The sequence below is a fragment of the Alloprevotella rava genome (genome assembly GCF_014195585.1).
GTDB lineage: Bacteria > Bacteroidota > Bacteroidia > Bacteroidales > Bacteroidaceae > Alloprevotella > Alloprevotella rava.
In genome coordinates this window covers 319,506-339,219 of the sequence record NZ_JACICA010000001.1, presented here as the reverse complement: position 1 = coordinate 339,219, position 19,714 = coordinate 319,506, and the positions used below count along the sequence as shown (strand labels likewise).

The following is a 19,714-nucleotide window of genomic DNA, read 5'->3' as shown; positions in this document are numbered from 1 at the left end:
AGCAGAAAATAGACAATGAGTTTCTTCAGCAATTTTTTCTCCTTCACACAGGAGCTAGCGATGGACTTAGGTACTGCAAACACCATCATCATTGCAAATGAACAGATAGCAGTCAATGAGCCGTCCGTAGTAGCTCTGGACCAACATTCAGACAAACTACTGGCAGTGGGTCAGAAGGCTAAATTGATGTACGAGAAGACTAACAATAAGATCCACGTTATTCGCCCCCTGCGCGACGGCGTTATTGCCGACTTCAATGCCTGCGAGCAAATGATCCGTGGCCTTATCAAAATGGTCCATTCGGGCCGCCGCCTCTTCTCTCCCTCCCTCAGGATGGTCATTGGTGTTCCTTCCGGTTCTACCGAGGTGGAACTTCGTGCTGTGCGCGACTCAGCTGAGCACGCAGGCGGCCGAGATGTCTATCTGATCTACGAACCTATGGCTGCCGCCATCGGTGTGGGCATCGATGTAAACGCCCCCGAGGGAAACATGATTGTGGACATAGGTGGCGGTACAACGGAGATCGCCGTGATTTCCTTGGGTGGAATCGTTTCCAACAACTCTATAAAGATGGCTGGTGACGACTTCACGGCCGACATCCAAGAGTATATGAGCCGCCAGCACAACGTACGCGTCAGTGAACGTATGGCAGAGCGCATCAAAATCAATGTGGGTGCAGCCCTGACAGACCTAACGGAGAACGCCCCTGAGGACTACGTGGTTTACGGGCCGAACCGCATCACCGCAATGCCTATGGAAGTGCCCGTCTGCTATCAAGAGATCGCTCACTGCCTCGAAAAGAGCATCGCTCGTATCGAACAGGCCGTTATCAACGCCTTGGAGAACACTCCACCAGAGTTGTACGCCGACATCGTAAAGAACGGCATCTGGCTGACAGGTGGCGGTGCGCTGCTTCGCGGACTTGACAAGCGACTGACGGAGAAAATCAACATCCCGTTCCATGTTGCTGACGATCCTCTCCTTTGTGTTGCTAAAGGCACAGGTATTGCCCTCCAAAATGTTGATGATTACACGTTCTTGATGCGTTAATGCGCACAGACATCTCCATAAATAACAATGAGCAATTGTCGTGTTGTGCAATTGTTCATTGTTCTTTATTAGAAGTCTGTCCCTTTTTCCGACGGAGAGCATAAGACTTGTCCTCCCCCTACTTAATTTGAATCATAAATAGGCTTGATCCTTTGAAGACCTTTCTTGACTTCCTTCGCAAATACAACTTCTTCTTCCTGTTTCTCCTACTGGAAGCGGTGAGTTTCATACTCTTGTTTCGTTTCAACAGCTATCAAGGCAGCGTTTGGTATACTGCAGCCAACAATACAGCTGCAACGGTTAACAAACTGTATTATGAAGCCATGTCCTATCTCAATCTGGGCGATGTGAATGGCCGTTTGACTCACCAAAACACCTTGCTGACTCAAGAAAATGCTTATCTGCGCGCTCGATTGGGGGAACTCTCCCATCAGCCAACGCCCACGGAGCTAAACGTGCGTCAGACATTGGCGAACTACAAACTACTGGACGCTGTCGTTGTGTCCAACTCCACCAAGAAGACCAATAATTATATCGTCATCGACAAAGGAAGTAGTGATGGCGTTCGCCCAGAAATGGGCGTCGTGGGAGGAGGTGGCGTTGTCGGCATCGTTTATCTCACTGGCCCTCACTATTCGCTTGTCATCCCTGTTACTAATCGCAAGTCAAGCATCAGTTGTCGCGTTCGCGGCCTAGGCTTTTTTGGTTACTTACAATGGAGCGGCGAAAAATTGCTCCATGCTTATGTCAACGACATTCCTCGCTATGCCAAAATAAAGAAAGGTTCTATTGTTGAAACCAGCGGTTATAGCGCGGTATTTCCACCTGGAATTTTCATCGGCCGCGTGAATAGCGTTGGAAATTCACCAGATGGTCAGAGCTATCGTTTAGATATCACGCTGGGCACCGACTTTGCCACCTTGCGCAACGTTTGCGTAGTCATGACTCCGTATCAAGCCGAAATAGACACCCTAAAAGCTCACGCGGCCGAGCAAGATACTCACGACGCTCTCAATGGCTTGGAAAGAATACAATAAACATTTCTGAGAAAACGCTTCTTGGGCGCTCAGAAGGGCGGACTATAACGAACGATAGCTCCCTCCTGCAGAAAAATTGTTCTACAAACTGCTAAAAGCTTCTTTATCCGTGTTTCAGACAATATTATCCCGCATAGGTTGGTTCTTATTGCTCTTGTTGCTACAAGTGCTCGTATTCAACCACATCCATATCATGGGCTACGCCACACCAATGCCCTATGTGTATTTCCTACTCATCCTGCCCAGCAACACCCCACGCTGGCTCTATGTCCTACTCGGATTCCTGCTGGGAGTACTGATAGACATTTTTGGAAATACGCCAGGCATGGCCGCAGCCACTATGACGGCCATTGGCCTTATCACACCGCTACTTTTCAACCTTTTCGGACCGAGAGATCAAGACAAAGACGACAACATCTTACCTTCAATGAGAACTATGGAGCGCTGGCCCTTCGTCCGCTACCTCCTAACAGCTGTTTTCCTGCAGTGCGTCATCTTCTTCTCTATCGAATCTTTCAGCTTCTTCAACTGGACTTTTCTGCTTATCAATATCGCTGGTTCAACAGTACTGACTACGCTGTTCTGCATCGCCTTGGAGCTGATAAGAAAAAGGCCCTAATGAACACATACAATAATATAAGACACCATTGGAAGCCTACAATTTCAGCAACAGAAAGTTTGTGATTGGCGGGGTAGCTATTGGCATCATCATTATCTACCTCATACGCCTGTTCACCTTGCAATTGTTGAGCGACGACTATAAGAAAAACGCCGACTCCAATGCTTTCCGGAAGGATATCATCTATCCCTCGCGCGGTCTCATATTCGACCGCAATGGCCAACTTATGGTCTACAACGAGCCCTCCTACAACATCATGATTACAATGAATGAGCAGCAGGGCGTAGATACTCTAGATTTTTGCAAAACTGTTGGAATCACCAAAGAGTACTACATACAGCGTTGCGAAGAGATAAAAGATCCGCGAAAGAACCCAGGCTACAGTCGATACACGCCGCAGGTTTTCATGACACAAATACCTCCCGAAGAATACTCCCTATTCCAGGAAAAGCTTTTCCGCTTCAACGGATTCTCCATTGAGAAGAGATCCATTCGCCACTATGCTGCAGCGATCGGCGCACACATACTTGGCGACGTGGGCGAGGTGAATCAGGCCAACATTGATAGTGATGCCTACTACCAGCCAGGAGACTATATCGGAAAGCTCGGAGTTGAGCGTTCCTACGAAAAGGTGCTCCGCGGAGAGAAGGGCTTGCGCATCATGCTCCGCGACGTCCACGGACGAACGAAAGGGCACTATATGAATGGCGAATACGACAAACTGCCAGTGCCTGGGCAAAACATAACGCTAGGACTTGACCTCAAAACGCAAGAATTGGCGGAGCGACTGCTACAAGGGAAAATCGGAGCGATTGTAGCCATCGAGCCATCAACGGGACAGATTCTGTGTATGGCTTCCTCCCCTACTTACGATCCTGGCATTATGGTGGGGCGTGACCGCTCTAAGGCGCACGAATCTCTCTCGAAGAATCCGCGTAAACCTTTGCTCAACCGCGCCATCATGGGTACATACCCGCCCGGCTCCACCTTCAAGATATCGCAAGCCCTTTTAGGTTTGCAGGAAGGCAGCATTGACCCGAAAATCAGTTTTCCCTGCCACCATGGCTTTAGCTATAAGGGACTCCACGTTGGATGCCACGGACACGCCAGCCCCATCAATCTAGTGCCCGCCATCGGTACTAGCTGTAACAGCTACTTTTGTTGGAATCTCTTTCGCCTACTCTCCAACAAGCGCAAGTACGGCTCAGTGCAGAACGCTATGACTGTATGGAAGGACCATCTTGTGAAAATGGGCTTTGGCTATAAGTTAGGCATCGACCTCCCAGGCGAAAAGCGCGGCATGATACCCAACGCGCAATATTACGATAAGGCGTATAAAGGTTCGTGGAACGGACTGACGGTTATCTCTATTTCGATCGGCCAGGGCGAGGTCACATCAACGCCGCTGCAAATTGCAAATTTGGCCGCACAAGTTGCCAACCGCGGTTTCTTCTACACGCCCCACGTTGTGCGCTCTGTGCAGGGCGGCCAACTTGACACGCTCTACACTCGCAAGCGTTACACCGGTATCAACCGCCGCTGGTACGACTACGCAGTAGCCGGAATGCGCAAGGCCGTTATTGACGGCACGTGCCGCTCCGCAAATCTCCCTTGGTTTGAGGTTTGTGGCAAAACGGGTACGGCGCAAAACCGCGGCCACGACCATAGCGTTTTCATGGGCTTTGCTCCTATGAACAATCCGCAAATAGCTGTCTCCGTCTACATTGAGAATGGCGGCTTCGGCAACGTTTATGGTGTTCCCATCGGGGCACTTATCATCGAACAATATCTTCGCGGTCAGCTCTCGCCTGCATCTGTGCAGAAGGCCGCGGTAATGCAAAATCGGCACATCAAGTATGGAGACTTTGAACGGTAGAAAATACGGCAATCCGGCAGCACGCGCCGACTGGTTCGTCATTCTTATTTTCCTGTTGCTACTAGCTGCTGGTTGGCTCTCCATTTGTGGTGCGAGCCACAACCTGGGCGACACAGATTTCTTCTCGTGGGGCACGCGAAGCGGTAAGCAATTGGCGTGGATAGGATGCTCCATCGGCTTGGGAGGTTTTCTCCTGATGGTCGATGACAGATACTTCGACACGCTTGCCCCCTTTCTATACATCTGCATGATGCTTCTGCTGCTCATCACCCCCTTTATAGCGCACGACATCAAGGGTTCGAAATCGTGGATTTCCCTCGGCTCCGTGAGTTTGCAGCCTGCCGAGTTTGCCAAGTGCGCCACGGCGCTGGCCGTGGCTAAGGTGATCGGTCAGTATGGCTTCAACCTCTCTAATATGCGCAACTTCCTCAAGGCGGCAGGTATAGTTCTGCTCCCCATGGTTCTTATTGTGTTGCAGAAAGAGACGGGGTCTGCCCTTGTCTATCTGGCATTCTTCCTCATGTTCTATCGCGAAGGAATGCCAGGCTCCATATTGTTTACTGCCGTGGCTGCAGTTTCGTATTTCGTTGTAGGCATCCGTTTTGAAACAGATATTATGCCTGGCACGCTGACCACTATTGGACAGTTTGCCGTACTTATCATCATTTGGCTCAACGTTGTGGGGATGTGCGGCATCTACCTGAAGCGTAACAACAGCTGGTTCTGGTTTCTCTCCATAGGCCTACTGACACAACTCATCGCCTATCTCGTTTCAGCCTTCATTAAGCCGTTTGACGTGGCGTGGGTACAAATCGTTGGTATCGTAGCCATGGCGGGTTATCTCATTTGGCAAGGCTTGGGCGAGCGGCTCAAATCCTACTATCTCATTGCCATCTTTGCGCTCGGAAGTACTGCATTCCTGTATTCGGCCAACTTTGCGCTCAACGATGTGCTTGAGCCGCACCAGCAAACCCGCATCAAGGTACTACTAGGTACGGAGGACGACCCACACGGAGCTGGTTATAATGTCAACCAAAGTAAGATTGCCATTGGCTCGGGCGGACTTGAGGGCAAAGGCTTCATGAACGGCACACAAACAAAACTGAAATACGTTCCGGAACAAGACACCGACTTCATTTTCTGTACCGTGGGCGAAGAGCAAGGTTTCCTCGGCAGTGCGAGCGTGTTGCTCCTCTTCCTACTCTTGATACTCCGACTGATTTATCTCTCTGAGCGACAAACCACAGTCGCGGGACGAGTTTATGGCTACTGCGTCCTATCCATCCTCCTCTTCCACGTGTTTATCAACGTGGGTATGGTGATGGGCCTCACACCTGTCATCGGCATTCCGCTACCCTTCTTTTCCTATGGTGGTTCAAGCCTTTGGGGCTTCACGCTACTCCTCTTCATATTCCTGCGTATCGACGCGAGGGACAAAGTAAGAATGAGATAAAACGTTACGGAACAATAGATACACACAAACTATGGCTAAAAAAGAACATCCCTCACATATCTGGACAGGAGTGATTGTAGGCGCGTGTCTACTAACGGTGGTCAGCATCTTCTTCTTGAAACGCGCCAGCGACCTCCGCTCGCCAGTTTATACCCAATTACACCCAGAGGACACAGCAGCAGTGAAAGAGCGTATGCCCGTTGCCCGCCCCGACACCACTATTGATGCCACCTATCTGCCCATTCTGCGCGACACCGTGAATGTTGCGCTCTCCGACAGCATTACGCGCGACACGCGCGGAGCTTACGAAGCCGGCAGCGAAGACGGCTATTTGGCGGGTATGGACGATGGAGCCACGCAGCACCCTCGCGCGAGCTACGATCCCTCAAACGCTTTCACCAAACCAAAGGACAAAGCTGCCTACGTGCGCGGCTATAGCGAAGGCTATCAGAAGGGCCTTGAAGATGGGGCCAAAGGTAAGCAGTTCAACATAGGCAACTAACCATCCTTATATCCAATAAAGTCTACTGGCTTTTCCCAGATGCTGCGGAAAAGCCAGTATTTTTTTACGCAAAAGTCGAAGCTGAAGAACAGAGCAAAAAAGGAAACAGAACAGCGCTTTATTCGCCCCATTTCTCGACTTCAGAGCGCGAAGAAGACCTTTCAGCTTTCGGAACAAGCAACTGAGATTGTAAAACAAATTCGTATTCTACAGAGCTGAGATTGGCTTAAAATCCACATTTTAGTAATGCGATGTTAGGATTAGTCCAACTCGTTCGACCTATCCGATAAGTCTATTCGTCACTACAATAAGGAAATTTTAAAATTTCCTTATTGCGTCAGCTGACACAATAAGGAAGCGAACGGACAGCCTTATAGTATTTCCAAACAGAATAAGGAAATTTTCATCTTGGCGGTATGCGCAGAAAGCTAAAATGATGAAAAAACAGCGCCTTTCCCTTCTTTTTCAGACAAGATTTAAGAAAAACGGACAAAAGAGCACACCTCGGTGTGAATGTGCAAAGGAAAAACACAGACTTTTCAATGTTATTCGCTGCTAGAATGATAAAGCCTATTGTCAAGAAAGAAGGCGGTAAACAGATATTTAAGAAGCAGGAAAAACGCACTAAAATGTCAGTTGCCATCCGCCGAAAAGAGGAGGACTTGCGGCAGCCGCTGACAGATAAAGCTGAGACGCAGCTCCACACGTTTGGTACAGCGAAGAGGAGAAAGACGAGAGAGAAAGATTAGCACATTCTTTCAATTTCTGTGCAGTTTGTTTGGTTCGTTCGGTATAATGCAGTATTTTTGCACATCCTTTGCACAGTCAAAGCAAAGTGTGTTAAACAAAGAATTAGTATGTCCATAGCCAAAACGCGCCAGACCCTCTTGGAAGTTGCACGAGAACTATTTGCCCGCAAAGGCCTTGAAGCAACCACTATGAACGATATTGCCCAAGCTTCGCAGCGTGGGCGGCGAACACTGTACACATACTTCCGCAACAAGGAAGAGATCTACTACGCCGTCATTGAGAACGAATTGGAACGCTTGTCTGAGAAAATGGACAAAGTGGCTGCGATGAACATCGAGCCAGAGGAGAAAGTATTGACGCTCATCTACACGCACTTGCAAGTGATAAAGGAAACAGTGGCTCGCAACGGCAACCTGCGCGCGGAGTTCTTCCGAAATATATGGAAAGTAGAGCAAGTGCGCAAAGCCTTCGACCGAGAGGAGCAGGACATTATCAGCCGCGTGCTGAGAGAGGGCGTAGAACGCCACAGATTCAACATCGACAACATCGGCCTTATGACCGACATCATCCACTATGTGATGAAAGGTCTCGAAGTGCCTTATATCTACGACCGCCTCGGTCGTGGCCTTACGGAAGAGGAATCTATCCCCATGGTGATGCGCGTTATCCGCGGCGCACTGGGATATTGTGCTGCCGAAACTAAATAAGACAATATTTACAACTAAAACATAAATCAAAATTATGGGACTTTTAACCGGCAAAACAGCCTTAGTCACGGGTGCAGCCCGCGGTATTGGCAAAGCCATTGCTCTGCGCTTCGCTGAAGAAGGCGCAAACATCGCATTCACAGACCTCGTCATCAACGAAGACGCTGAAGAAACCATCCGCGAGGTGGAAGCTAAGGGCGTGAAGTGTAAGGCGTACGCTAGCAACGCTGCTAACTTTGAAGAAACTCAGACCGTGGTGGAAACCATTAAGGCAGATTTCGGCAGCATTGATGTGCTGGTGAACAATGCAGGTATCACCAAGGACGGTTTGCTCATCCGTATGACCGAAGCTCAGTGGGACGCGGTATTGGCAGTGAACCTGAAGAGTGCTTTCAACTTCTGCCACGCTGTTGTGCCCATCATGCTGCGCCAGCGCCAGGGTTCAATCATCAATATGGCTTCTGTAGTGGGCGTTCATGGTAATGCAGGTCAGGCCAACTACGCTGCATCTAAGGCAGGCCTTATTGCTTTGGCAAAATCTATCGGCCAAGAGTACGGTCCTAAGGGCATCCGCGCCAACGCCATTGCTCCAGGCTTCGTTGAAACCGCTATGACGGCAGCTCTTCCCGAAGATGTTCGCAAGGATTGGATGACAAAAATTCCACTTCGCCGCGGCGGTCAAACTGAAGATATTGCCAATGTGGCAACATTCTTGGCAAGCGAAATGTCAAGCTATGTCAGCGGCCAGGTTATTCAGGTCGATGGCGGCATGAATATGTAATTTTACACCAATAAGATAAGACGAATCCAGCGGAGAAGCCTCAAAAGGCCCGATGGATTCGTCTTTTTAGTTTCTGAAAGCATGAATATCCTTTACGAGGACAACCATATCATTATAGCCAATAAAGCTGCGGGCGAAATTGTGCAGGCTGACAAAACGGGCGACCGCACCCTCTGCGATGAGGTCAAAGCTTATATCAAAGAGAAATATGCCAAACCCGGCGCGGTATTCTTGGGAATTCCTCACCGTTTGGACCGCCCCGTGAGCGGTATTTGTGTGTTTGCCCGCACAAGTAAGGCACTGACACGCCTCAACGAGATGTTTAGAAAAAGTGAAGTCAAAAAGACTTACCATGCCATAGTGGGCAATTGCCCCAAGCAACCCGAAGCAGAACTCGTACACTACCTCACACGCAACGAAAAGCAGAACAAAGCCTACGCCTTTGAGCAGGAGACGACTGGAAGCAAACGTGCAGTTTTAGATTATAAGGTGATTGGACAAAGCGACCGCTATACGCTCGTGGAAGTGAATCTCCATACAGGGCGCCACCATCAGATTCGCTGCCAACTGGCGGCTATCGGTTGCCCCATTAAAGGCGATCTCAAATACGGAGCACCGCGCTCCAATCCCGACGGCTCTATCTGTCTGCACGCGGTACACATCGAGTTTGAACACCCTGTGAGTCATAAGCTCATTAGTGTTAGTGCGCCCTATCCCAAGCTACCCATTTGGCACGTTATGTAAGCGTGTTGACAACCTTTAGGCATGAAAATATCAGCGGCTTTCAACGCTGAACATAAACAAGAAGAAAGAAAAGAAAATATAAAAGCCAGTGCAGCTCCCTGCACTGGCTTAAATCTATATTATGGTTTTCGGAAAGCAGCACAACACCAGTTGCGCTCTTGTCCTGCATGGTCGAAGGTAAGACCTAAGCGTTCGGCCTCTGCCTTTATGCGCGGCAGATCATCATAATAGAAACCACTCACAAAGAGCAAACCGCCAGCATTCAGACGAGAAACATACTTCTCCATATCAGCCAAAATGATATTCAGATGAATGTTGGCCAAAATCACATCAAAGGGCCCGACCTGCGGTAAAAGGGAGGCATCGCCCAGAAGTACTTCGATGTTGGACAGGTGGTTGAGTTCGAAATTCTCCTTTGAGTTGAGCACGCACCACTCATCGTTATCGATGGCCGTGAGAGCTGTGGCGCCACGCATACTTGCCAAGATGGCGAGCAAGCTCGTACCGCATCCCATGTCGAGCACAGTGCGTCCTTCCATAGGATTGTTGAGAATCTCGCGTATCATTTGCGAAGTGGTCTCGTGATGGCCCGAACCGAACGACATTCGAGGATTGATTTTAACGTTGTACTCAACCGTTGGCACGTCCTTATGGAAAGGAGCAGAAATCACACAACGATTGTCAATATTGAGTGGCTCGAAGAAATTGGCTTCCCATTCAGCGTTCCAATCCTTATCCTCGGCCTCTTGCCCTTCATAAGAGATTTCAGCTGGCAGCGGGAAGTCGGCCAAAACTTCTTTGAGGCGTTCCTCGCTAAACTCGTCTTTCTTGATGTAAGCCTTCAGCGGTTCTTTGCCTTCTTCGTCTTTTACAAAAGAGTCGAAGCCTGCATCGGCCAATACAGCCCCCAAAATGTCCTGCATATCGCCAGAATTGGGAGAGATGTTAAAGGTATATTCCAAATACTTCATAATGGAGATTCTTTTCCTTCTTTTTCTGATGTGAAAAAAGAAGGTGTTTTTATGCGTAATAAAGAGGTGAAACGAAAGGTCTTGTGCGTTGATTCATAAGACAAAGAAAAGATTGCGACTAAGGCAACTGTTTACGGATGCGCCACTCGGGCGGATATAGATTATTGGCACGTGCACCGAGATTGTTCACAAAACCGAGAGGATGTCCTTGATAGGTCACAATGACATACCCGCGCGGAGCGTCTACTGTGATAGCATCTCGGCGCAAGTAAGCAAGCGCTTCATCGAGCGAGAGCTCCACGCGCGGAAAGGCTTCGGGAGCGAGGGCTTGCGAGAGAGCCAATTCCTGCTGCGGTACCCATTTTTGCCCCTTTGCTTCAGCCAGCAAAACGCCTGCCCAAACTGTTTTTAGATGAATGCGAAGGCGTTGCACATCCTCATAGAGCGACTTACGAACAGCTGCCACGTGTGAATCATCGGACGCATAGAATTTATAGTCAGCTTCGTTCTGCAACCAACCGCTCAGCTTGCTCGCATTTCTCAACGGCAGTTCGCGCACACCTTTCTTATGCTTTCGGTTGCCACCGCCCGCCGTCGTGCTCGTCTTGCGGAGCAAAGCCAAAAAGAAGCCCTCGCCGCGACTCTGCCCTGGGAGAAAATGATAAACAGGAAGCCCCCGTCCGGTGGTATCGCCCATCACATTCCATTCTTCAGGCACATCCAGACGAACCAGTTCTGCGCCCAATTCATCACATATATAAGACACGTTGTCTTCATCCTCGGAGCGATTGAAAGTGCAGGTGCTATAAACGAGAAAACCGCCTTGTCGGAGCGCAGGCCAAACATCGGCAATGATACTGCGTTGTAATTCGGCACATTTCCTGACATTCTCCAGCGACCATTCGGTGCGCGCTCCCATATCCTTACGGAACATACCTTCGCCAGAGCAGGGCACGTCCGCAGCAATAACATCGAAGAACCCCGTCAGCGGAGCGAAATCGGCAGGATAGGCATTGCTAACCACAACATCAGGCTGTCCCCATTTTGCCAAGTTCTCCGCCAGCACCATCGCCCGCTGCCGCAGCGGTTCGTTGGCAACGAGCAATGCGCCATCGGGCAGAAGCGAACGCCAGAGCGTACTCTTCCCTCCGGGCGAAGCACAGAGGTCGAGCAAACGTTGCGGACATTCGCCCATTGCCTTGAAAGCCTGCTCCACAAACATGGATGCAGCTTCTTGCACATAGTAGCAACCAGCGTGGAGCAAGGGATCGAACGTGAATTGCGGGCGCTCGCTGAGATATCGGCCTGTTCGGCACCACGCCACGGGCTCTCCGTCGGTGTCGTAGCCCTTTGCTTCATTGCAGCGAACACTCGTAGGGCAAGGCGTTTCAAGCCCCTCAAAAAGTTGGCGGGCTCCGTCTGCTCCCAGCAGGTTTGTCATTTCTGAGACAAATTCCGCAGGCAATGCTATCTTTTCTGTGGTTGTCATATCAAGGGTTTTGCTGCTACTTAATTCTTTCTTTGTCGGCAAAGTTAGTCTTTTTTTGGTACTTTTGCAGCCGAAAAAAATCAAACAATGAGACAATATCTCAACTTGCTCCAGGAGATTCTCAACAACGGTGTTGAGAAGACTGACCGCACTGGTACGGGGACGAAGAGCGTCTTCGGTCATCAGATGCGCTTCAATTTAGAGGAGGGTTTCCCACTCCTCACCACGAAGAAACTACATCTGAAATCCATCATCCACGAACTGCTTTGGTTCTTGCAGGGCAGTACGAACGTGAAGTATTTGCAGGACAACGGCGTGCGCATTTGGAACGAATGGGCCGACGAGAACGGTGAACTGGGCCCCGTCTATGGCCACCAGTGGCGTTCGTGGCCCGACTACCGCGGCGGCACTATCGACCAAATCCAGCAAGCGGTTGACCTGATTCGCAACAACCCAGATTCGCGCCGCATCGTTGTTTCGGCGTGGAATGTGGCCGAAGTGGCGGACATGGCCTTACCTCCCTGCCACATGCTCTTTCAGTTCTACGTGGCTAATGGCCGCCTGTCGCTCCAACTCTATCAGCGTTCGGCCGACACGTTCTTGGGAGTGCCGTTCAACATTGCTTCGTATGCACTTCTCTTGCAGATGATGGCGCAAGTGTGCGGACTCCGCGCTGGCGACTTCGTTCACACTACGGGCGACACGCATCTCTATCTCAACCATCTGGAACAAGCGCGCTTGCAACTCACGCGAACTCCGCGCCCTCTCCCAACTATGAAACTGAATCCCGAAGTAAAGGACATTTTCAACTTCCACTTTGAAGATTTCGAACTGGAAAACTACGATCCTTGGCCACATATAAAGGCGGATGTATCAGTCTGAAATCAATTTTTCTCCTCCTTTCTCCCTCGCTTTTTAGCTCCTTACTGATTCCTTATATATATGCTCACCATCATCTGTGCTGTTGCCCAAAATCGGGGTATCGGCTATCATAACAACCTGTTGTTCCATCTCAGTGCCGACTTGAAACGCTTCAAGGTTCTTACCACGGGGCACACCATCATTATGGGGCGGCGCACTTTCGACTCACTGCCGAAAGGAGCTTTACCCAATCGTCGCAACATTGTTTTGAGTCGCAATGCTTCGCTCCAACTCCCTGGAGCGGAAGTGTTCCCCTCACTCCAAGCAGCTCTGAGCGCTTGCCAAACTGACGAGGACGTTTACATCATTGGCGGTGCATCCGTTTATGCCGAAGCCTTTCCCCTTGCTCAGCGTCTTTGCCTGACAGAAGTGCAGGCTGTTCCTGCCGAAGCGGATGTATTCTTTCCCGAATTCGATGCTACGCAATGGCAAGAAACCAGTAGAGAACATCACGATGCCGATGAGCGCAACGCCGTACCGTTCGACTTTGTCGACTATGTCAGAAAAGGTAAATAAACAGTCAAAAAATAGTTATCTTCTGCCTTTTCACTAAGAAAATTAATAATAAGACTAACAATATGAAACATTTTCTTCTTCTCCTTTTCGCGCTGACTGCTACCACACTTTCGGCCAAACCGCGCGAAATTCGTTTCAAAATTCTTGAAACCACCGATGTTCATGGTAATTATTTCCCCTACGATTATCTCAACCAGCAGCCGGGCGAAGGCTCGCTCATACGTGCCTACTCGTTCGTAAAAGCACAGCGACAACTCATGAAGCCACAGCACGTGTTGCTCCTCGATGCGGGCGATATTCTGCAAGGACAACCTTCCGCTTACTATTACAACTTCATGGACACTGTGAGCCAACACGCTTGCGCTTCAGTGCTCAACTATATGCAGTATGATGCAGCCACTGTAGGCAATCACGACATTGAGGCAGGTCACGCTGTTTATGACCGCTGGACGAAAGAATGCCGCATGCCGATGCTGGGAGCAAACATCATCCGCACCAGCACTGGCCAACCCTACTGGCGTCCCTACACCATCATCAAGAAAGACGGTGTGCGCTTTGCCGTTTTAGGTTTGCTCACCACGGGTATCCCCAACTGGCTCCCCGAAAACCTTTGGTCGGGGATGCGCTTTGACGACATGGTGGAAGTAGCCCGTAAATATATGCCCGAAATGCGCCGCCAAGCCGACATAGTTATCGGACTCTTCCACAGCGGTGTGGGACGTGAAAACGCCACGGGAACAAAAAATGAGAACGCCTCTCTGCAAGTGGCACAACAAGTTCCGGGCTTCGATCTCATCCTTTGTGGTCACGACCACCGCAAGGCCAATCGCAAAATTGCCAATGTCAATGGCGATAGTGTCCTTGTTCTTAACACGGGTGCTAATGCCCATTTCGTAGCAGTGGCAAACCTCGTTGTGGAAAAGAATGGGAAGAAAGTAAGCGTCAAGAGCGCCACTGGCCATTTGGAAGACATCGACCAATGGGAAGTGAATCCCGAAATGCTCGCCCATTTCCAACCGCAGATAGATGCCGTAAAGAAATTCACGCAAGAGGTCATTGGCCACAACGCCACCGAACTCACCACTCGCCCCGCCTTCTTTGGCCCTTCAGCATTTGTGGATTTCATCCATCAGCTACAGCTGAAAATAACGGGAGCTCAGATCTCTTTTGTTGCACCGCTTAGTTTCGATGCCCGCATTCCTGTTGGTACAATCCGCGTCAGCGACATGTTCAATCTCTACAAGTTTGAGAATATGCTCTACGTTATGCAGCTCACGGGGCAAGAGATTAAAGACTTCCTTGAATATAGTTATGCTGGTTGGACGCAGCAGATGAGCTCTCCCTCAGACCATTTGCTGCTCTTCAACGACCGCACCATCAATTCTCCAGAAAGCTGGCAGCGCCTGCGCACTCCGAGCTACAACTTCGACAGTGCTGCGGGAATCCTCTACGAAGTGGATGTTACCAAACCTCGCGGACAGAAAATCACCATCAAGAGCTTAGCAACGGGCGAACCGTTCGATCTGAAGCAGACCTATCGTGTAGCCGTTAACAGCTATCGCGGCAACGGTGGTGGCGGCCTTATGACTGAGGGGGCAGGCATCCCACGCGAGCAGCTCGTTAAACGCGTTGTTTGGAGTACGGACAAAGATTTGCGCTACTATCTCATGCAAGAAATTCGTCAACAAAAGGACATCGCACCCAAGGCTCTCAACCAGTGGAAATTCGTTCCGGAAAACTGGACAACTCCTGCTGCGCAACGCGATAGCATCACGCTCTTCAAATAGTCCTGGAGAGGCCCTTTCCTTAAAAAACTTCAGCAAAAATTTGGTACTTCAATCGTATTCGCGTACTTTTGCACTCGGATTTCAGCAGAAGTCTTTGCTCAACCGCACAAGGAAAGGTGCTCGAGTGGTTGAAGAGGCACGCCTGGAAAGCGTGTAAACCCCTAAAGGGTTTCGTAGGTTCGAATCCTATCCTTTCCGCACATTATCAACACTTCAAGCGACTTAATGTTTTTACGCATTGAGTCGCTTTTTTGTATTATTTTGATGTAAAAACAGACAAAAAGTGCAAATCATAGGCAAACAAAAAGAAAATAAAATCATTCATACACTTCCTATTATTTATTCACCCATCATATTTTCCAACACTTTCTTCTTTCATTATTATCAAATCACTTATTTTTGTAACATTAAATCCAAATACACCTAATTCATCAACTAACGAACTCTACAACTAACACATATCATTAACAAAATAACTTTTATTATGCGAAAACTTTTATTACTACTTATTATTATTCTTGCAAGTCTCAACGTAACAGCACAAACCACTCACGCAGCATATTGCGAAGTTGTTGTTCATAATGCCGCACTATTCTCGCAGAAAGTATCAGCTTTTGTAGATGCAGGCACAGAAAAGCGCGGCTACATCATCAACGAGGACGGAAGTAAAAAAATCTTCAACTCACCAGTTGACATACTTAATTTCTTCGGAAAACTTGGATGGTCTGTAAGTCAGAATTATTTTACACCCGATTCTAAGGAGAAAGACAACATTTTGCATTTTCTCTTGACAAAGCAAGTAGAGCACGATGAGGAAGTATTTGTCGGCCTCAAGATAAAAAAATAACACAAGAAAGATTATTCGCACATTAAGTCGCTTCTTTATTGTTGTTACGCAGCTTACATATTTCACCTTCTCCACTCCACCCCATCAAGAGTTTTTCAAAAAAGATTCTGACGCTTCAGATTTTGAAGTTTATCACTAATACTTGATTGATCATAAGCAACTGAAGTTTCAGGAACGTATCAGAAGTTTCAGTTTGCATTTCTGCTAACCCCGAAATAACCCCCAAAAGTTTTCTGTCTCACTTTTAGGGGTTATTTCAAAATCTGCGCTATCATAAATATCCTTATTGCGTTTTCAGATACAATAAGGATGTCAGCTCACAGCCTTATTGTATCCGCTCACGCGCTTATTGTGTTTGAGGATAGACTAAGGTTCTCCGCCGCCGTGCTTATTATACCCACTCCCCTTAGCAATGTAGCGTACTCATCCACTGTCCCCGGAGGGGACACACCATGCGTAACCGCGGGTGATGCCCGAAGGGCGAACCCGTGGGGAAGTGATGCACAAACCTCCGACGCAGGAAGCGTCGCACAGCACCCACCTCTCCTTCTCCCAGGATTTCATTTTTTCGTTGTCACGTCGTCACGTTGTCACACTTTGAGCATAACAACTTGATAACGTATATATTACGTGTGTGACAACGCGTGATAACGGTGTGACAACAAAGAGAAATTGTTGTCACGCATATAAGTCTCTATCTATCAGCATCTTCCCCTCCTCCGTGACAACGTGACGACAAAAATCGAGTATTTTCTTAGGAGGAGAGAGGGAGAATACTCCCTCGACGCTGTCAGTGCGACACCGCCGGTGTCGGAAGGTAGTGCTGTTGTCTGTCCACTTCTCCACGGGTTCGCCCTCACTATCGTTCGGGTATCACCCGCGGTTAAGCATGGTGCGCCTCCGCCAGAGGCGTCAGTTACTCTGTACTGCTATGACTATGGCTGTGGAGGCTGAGCAGTGGTGGAGTATTAACAGAGCTGTAGGTGGAGTTGGTCACAGACTGTACATAGACTTTTTTCGATGTGTCTGAGGCGATGGTATGATTATAGACTGTCACGATATGCAGGGGCAGAGGACTTCCTCGCGCATCCTCACTATCCCCGCCGGAGGTGTGAGTTACTCTATTTTGCTGCAGGCTTAGTGTTGACGAAGCTATGTGTGGAGTTGCCTACCGATAGTGCATAGACTTTTTACGATGTGTGTGAGGAAGCGTAAGATAGACTTCCCTCGTGCTCACCCACTGTCCCCGGCGGGGACACACCATGCTTAACCGCGGGTGATGCCCGAAGGGTGAACCCGTGGATGGGCAACGACACAAACCTCCGACGCAGGAAGCGTTGCACAGCACCCACTGCGGCTCGTGTGGAGTTTCTCCCTCAACGCTTTCAGTGCGACGCTCGCTTGTACACTGCCTTAATGAAGGAAAATATGTATTTTTTTGTATTATTTAAAAGTTTCTTTATATTTGCAGATGTATAACTTTTAATACAAAAATGCTTGCCGCTTTGCTTTCTAAAGAGCCAGAAGGCGGACACAGTGTAATCTAAACAATATAAACATTATTCATTTCAACCTACCCAACTTCCCGATACGGCACTCCTAAAAAGCAGAACGACAAGGAGACAAAAAGGGGAAGCGAAAAATTTATGAACAAAAAATTACTCAAGAATTTCTGTGCTGTGTTCCTTGCATGGTTCATGGCCTTGTTGCTCCTTCCGCAGTCCGCTCAAGCACAGGAGAAGGAAGCCTATGTTGTGAAAAGCAGCGACAAGAAAACGCTAACGTTTTACTACGACGATCAGAAATCATCCCGCACGGGTACTGTGTGGGGAATTGGCGAGACGAAGCGTGGATATGGAAATACATACCCTGCTTGGTCTGGAACGTGGGGTACGTCAGAGTCCAAAGTTACTACCGCTGTCTTCGATGCTTCGTTCAAAAACTATCTTCCCCAAAGCACTAAGAATTGGTTTCTTAATTTAAAAAAACTGAAGAAAATAGAAGGATTGACAAATCTCAATACATCTAAAGTCACTACGATGAGTGGAATGTTTACTCATTGCAAGAATTTAACTTCCCTCGATCTCTCCAACTTCAAGACGGAGAACGTGCAAGACATGAGTGAAATGTTTTATGGCTGCCAGAATTTAACTTCCCTCAATCTCTCCAACTTCAATACGGAGAACGTGAAAGACATGAGTGAGATGTTTAGGGGCTGCCAGAATTTAACTCCCCTCGATCTCTCCAACTTCAATACGGAGAACGTGCAAAACATGAGTGAGATGTTTAGGGGCTGCCAGAATTTAACTTCCCTCGATCTCTCCAACTTCAATACGGAGAACGTGCAAAACATGAGTGAGATGTTTTTTGACTGCTCAAGTTTAACTTCCCTCGATCTCTCCAACTTCAATGCGGAGAACGTGCAAGACATGAGTGCAATGTTTTCTGGCTGCCAGAATTTAACTTCCCTCAATCTCTCCAACTTCAATGCGGAGAACGTGCAAAACATGAGTAAAATGTTTTGGGACTGCTCAAGTTTAACTTCCCTCAATCTCTCCAACTTCAATACGGAGAACGTGAAAGACATGAGCTATATGTTTTATGGCTGCAAGAGTTTAACTTCCCTCGATCTCTCCAACTTCAAGACGGAGAAGGTGCAAAACATGTATGAAATGTTTTCTGGCTGCCAGAATTTAACTTCCCTCAATCTCTCCAACTTCAATACAGAGAACGTGCAAAACATGAATTTAATGTTTTATGGCTGCCAGAATTTAACTTCCCTCGATCTCTCCAACTTCAATGCGGAGAACGTGCAATACATGGGTTCAATGTTTGAGGCCTGCCAGAATTTAACTTCCCTCAATCTCTCCAACTTCAATGCGGAGAACGTGCAATACATGGGTTCAATGTTTAAGGGCTGCTCAAGGTTAACTTCCCTCAATCTCTCCAACTTCAAGACAGAGGACGTGCAAGACATGAGCTATATGTTTTATGGCTGCTCAAGTTTAACTTCCCTCGATCTCTCCAGCTTCAAGACAGAGGATGTGCAAAACATGAATTCAATGTTTTCTGGCTGCCATAATTTAACTTCCCTCGATCTCTCCAACTTCAAGACGGAGAACGTGAAAAATATGAGCTATATGTTTTGGGGCTGCCAGAATTTAACTTCCCTCGATCTCTCCAACTTCAAGACGAAGAACGTGCAAGACATGCGTAAAATGTTTTATGTATGCAATTCTCTACAAACCATCTATTGCAATAATACTTGGACGAGCGCAGAATCTATGCAGATGTTCCTTTTTTGTGAAAAACTCAAAGGAGCAGTTCCCTACGATGTAAGTAAAACAGATGTCTCCATGGCGAATCCTGAAACAGGATATTTCACAAAGAAAGAAAGTACGGGAGTTGCTACGGCTACTACTGAAGCCAATGCAAACATCCAGGCGATTTACTCTACTGACGGACGCAGACTTAACGAGCTACAGCGCGGACTGAACATCGTTAACATGAGTAACGGAACTACGCAGAAGATTCTCCGCAAGTAGTGTTCTCCCTCAAATAGAAAATTCCCCACTAACTGCTCGCTGCGAGTAAGTTTGTGGGGATTTTCTTTGGTATAAAAACAATCATCTGCAAAACACGGAAAGGAGGAAGAGAGAAAAAA

General features: G+C 48.3%; 17 protein-coding genes and 1 tRNA gene. 16 read left to right on the top strand and 2 right to left on the bottom strand.

The window, feature by feature from the left end:
* Positions 1-15 precede the first annotated feature (15 nt).
* The 10 genes from FHS60_RS01240 (at position 16) to FHS60_RS01195 (ending at position 9,519) form a co-directional block, all read left to right on the top strand.
* The gene (locus tag FHS60_RS01240; protein ID WP_009347389.1) at positions 16-1,050 is read left to right on the top strand and encodes a rod shape-determining protein; all 1,035 of its coding nucleotides are present in this window, start codon (positions 16-18) and stop codon (positions 1,048-1,050) included.
* A 152-nt stretch (positions 1,051-1,202) separates the two neighbouring features.
* Entirely contained in the window at positions 1,203-2,087 is an 885-nt protein-coding gene (mreC, locus tag FHS60_RS01235; RefSeq protein WP_183693915.1) for a rod shape-determining protein MreC, read from the top strand.
* Between the two features lie 109 nt (positions 2,088-2,196).
* Complete coding sequence (gene mreD / locus FHS60_RS01230; protein WP_183693912.1) at positions 2,197-2,706, top strand: rod shape-determining protein MreD; 510 nt, start codon at positions 2,197-2,199, stop codon at positions 2,704-2,706.
* Positions 2,707-2,734: 28 nt separating this feature from the next.
* Complete coding sequence (locus FHS60_RS01225) at positions 2,735-4,582, top strand: penicillin-binding transpeptidase domain-containing protein (RefSeq protein ID WP_183693910.1); 1,848 nt, start codon at positions 2,735-2,737, stop codon at positions 4,580-4,582.
* On the top strand, positions 4,563-6,035 hold the full coding sequence (rodA, locus tag FHS60_RS01220) for a rod shape-determining protein RodA (RefSeq protein ID WP_183693907.1): 1,473 nt from the start codon (positions 4,563-4,565) through the stop codon (positions 6,033-6,035). Before FHS60_RS01225 ends, rodA begins: the two co-directional genes overlap by 20 nt.
* A gap of 31 nt (positions 6,036-6,066) precedes the next feature.
* Positions 6,067-6,537: a hypothetical protein gene (locus FHS60_RS01215; RefSeq protein WP_183693904.1), complete on the top strand. Its 471-nt coding sequence runs from the start codon at positions 6,067-6,069 to the stop codon at positions 6,535-6,537.
* A gap of 542 nt (positions 6,538-7,079) precedes the next feature.
* Positions 7,080-7,286 carry a hypothetical protein gene (locus FHS60_RS01210; RefSeq protein WP_183693900.1) on the top strand — a complete coding sequence of 69 codons (207 nt, stop codon included), beginning with the start codon at positions 7,080-7,082 and terminating at the stop codon, positions 7,284-7,286.
* Between the two features lie 108 nt (positions 7,287-7,394).
* Positions 7,395-7,994 carry a TetR/AcrR family transcriptional regulator gene (locus FHS60_RS01205; RefSeq protein WP_009347378.1) on the top strand — a complete coding sequence of 200 codons (600 nt, stop codon included), beginning with the start codon at positions 7,395-7,397 and terminating at the stop codon, positions 7,992-7,994.
* A gap of 34 nt (positions 7,995-8,028) precedes the next feature.
* The gene (fabG, locus tag FHS60_RS01200) at positions 8,029-8,775 is read left to right on the top strand and encodes a 3-oxoacyl-[acyl-carrier-protein] reductase (protein WP_183693895.1); all 747 of its coding nucleotides are present in this window, start codon (positions 8,029-8,031) and stop codon (positions 8,773-8,775) included.
* A gap of 81 nt (positions 8,776-8,856) precedes the next feature.
* Positions 8,857-9,519 carry an RluA family pseudouridine synthase gene (locus FHS60_RS01195; protein WP_183693892.1) on the top strand — a complete coding sequence of 221 codons (663 nt, stop codon included), beginning with the start codon at positions 8,857-8,859 and terminating at the stop codon, positions 9,517-9,519.
* Positions 9,520-9,638: 119 nt separating this feature from the next.
* Here FHS60_RS01195 and prmA read toward each other — a convergent pair whose 3' ends face one another.
* Positions 9,639-10,490, bottom strand: a complete 852-nt coding sequence (prmA, locus tag FHS60_RS01190) for a 50S ribosomal protein L11 methyltransferase (protein ID WP_183693889.1) — start codon at positions 10,488-10,490, stop codon at positions 9,639-9,641.
* Between the two features lie 118 nt (positions 10,491-10,608).
* Entirely contained in the window at positions 10,609-11,979 is a 1,371-nt protein-coding gene (locus FHS60_RS01185) for a methyltransferase RsmF C-terminal domain-like protein (protein WP_183693886.1), read from the bottom strand.
* An 87-nt stretch (positions 11,980-12,066) separates the two neighbouring features.
* On the opposite strand from FHS60_RS01185, the gene FHS60_RS01180 reads away from it, so the two are divergent.
* From FHS60_RS01180 to FHS60_RS01155, 6 genes are all read left to right on the top strand, one after another.
* Positions 12,067-12,861 (top strand): thymidylate synthase, encoded by a 795-nt coding sequence (locus FHS60_RS01180; RefSeq protein WP_183693883.1) that lies wholly within the window; start codon positions 12,067-12,069, stop codon positions 12,859-12,861.
* 60 nt (positions 12,862-12,921) lie between these two features.
* Positions 12,922-13,416, top strand: coding sequence for a dihydrofolate reductase (locus FHS60_RS01175; protein WP_183693880.1), 495 nt, complete (start codon positions 12,922-12,924; stop codon positions 13,414-13,416).
* A gap of 62 nt (positions 13,417-13,478) precedes the next feature.
* Positions 13,479-15,203 (top strand): bifunctional metallophosphatase/5'-nucleotidase, encoded by a 1,725-nt coding sequence (locus FHS60_RS01170; RefSeq protein WP_183693877.1) that lies wholly within the window; start codon positions 13,479-13,481, stop codon positions 15,201-15,203.
* A 110-nt stretch (positions 15,204-15,313) separates the two neighbouring features.
* Positions 15,314-15,401 (top strand) — tRNA-Ser (locus FHS60_RS01165).
* Positions 15,402-15,687: 286 nt separating this feature from the next.
* On the top strand, positions 15,688-16,050 hold the full coding sequence (locus tag FHS60_RS01160; protein WP_183693874.1) for a hypothetical protein: 363 nt from the start codon (positions 15,688-15,690) through the stop codon (positions 16,048-16,050).
* Between the two features lie 1,646 nt (positions 16,051-17,696).
* Positions 17,697-19,595: a BspA family leucine-rich repeat surface protein gene (locus tag FHS60_RS01155; protein ID WP_183693873.1), complete on the top strand. Its 1,899-nt coding sequence runs from the start codon at positions 17,697-17,699 to the stop codon at positions 19,593-19,595.
* Positions 19,596-19,714 lie beyond the last annotated feature (119 nt).

Bases quoted from the DNA above. Each gene is read 5' to 3' on its own strand.
- FHS60_RS01240 (WP_009347389.1), top strand. From the start codon at position 16: ATGAGTTTCTTCAGCAATTTTTTCTCCTTCACACAGGAGCTAGCGATG.
- rodA (WP_183693907.1), top strand. From the start codon at position 4,563: ATGGAGACTTTGAACGGTAGAAAATACGGCAATCCGGCAGCACGCGCC.
- FHS60_RS01215 (WP_183693904.1), top strand. From the start codon at position 6,067: ATGGCTAAAAAAGAACATCCCTCACATATCTGGACAGGAGTGATTGTA.
- FHS60_RS01210 (WP_183693900.1), top strand. From the start codon at position 7,080: ATGTTATTCGCTGCTAGAATGATAAAGCCTATTGTCAAGAAAGAAGGC.
- FHS60_RS01205 (WP_009347378.1), top strand. From the start codon at position 7,395: ATGTCCATAGCCAAAACGCGCCAGACCCTCTTGGAAGTTGCACGAGAA.
- fabG (WP_183693895.1), top strand. From the start codon at position 8,029: ATGGGACTTTTAACCGGCAAAACAGCCTTAGTCACGGGTGCAGCCCGC.
- FHS60_RS01195 (WP_183693892.1), top strand. From the start codon at position 8,857: ATGAATATCCTTTACGAGGACAACCATATCATTATAGCCAATAAAGCT.
- prmA (WP_183693889.1), bottom strand. From the start codon at position 10,490: ATGAAGTATTTGGAATATACCTTTAACATCTCTCCCAATTCTGGCGAT.
- FHS60_RS01185 (WP_183693886.1), bottom strand. From the start codon at position 11,979: ATGACAACCACAGAAAAGATAGCATTGCCTGCGGAATTTGTCTCAGAA.
- FHS60_RS01180 (WP_183693883.1), top strand. From the start codon at position 12,067: ATGAGACAATATCTCAACTTGCTCCAGGAGATTCTCAACAACGGTGTT.
- FHS60_RS01175 (WP_183693880.1), top strand. From the start codon at position 12,922: ATGCTCACCATCATCTGTGCTGTTGCCCAAAATCGGGGTATCGGCTAT.
- FHS60_RS01170 (WP_183693877.1), top strand. From the start codon at position 13,479: ATGAAACATTTTCTTCTTCTCCTTTTCGCGCTGACTGCTACCACACTT.
- FHS60_RS01160 (WP_183693874.1), top strand. From the start codon at position 15,688: ATGCGAAAACTTTTATTACTACTTATTATTATTCTTGCAAGTCTCAAC.
- FHS60_RS01155 (WP_183693873.1), top strand. From the start codon at position 17,697: ATGAACAAAAAATTACTCAAGAATTTCTGTGCTGTGTTCCTTGCATGG.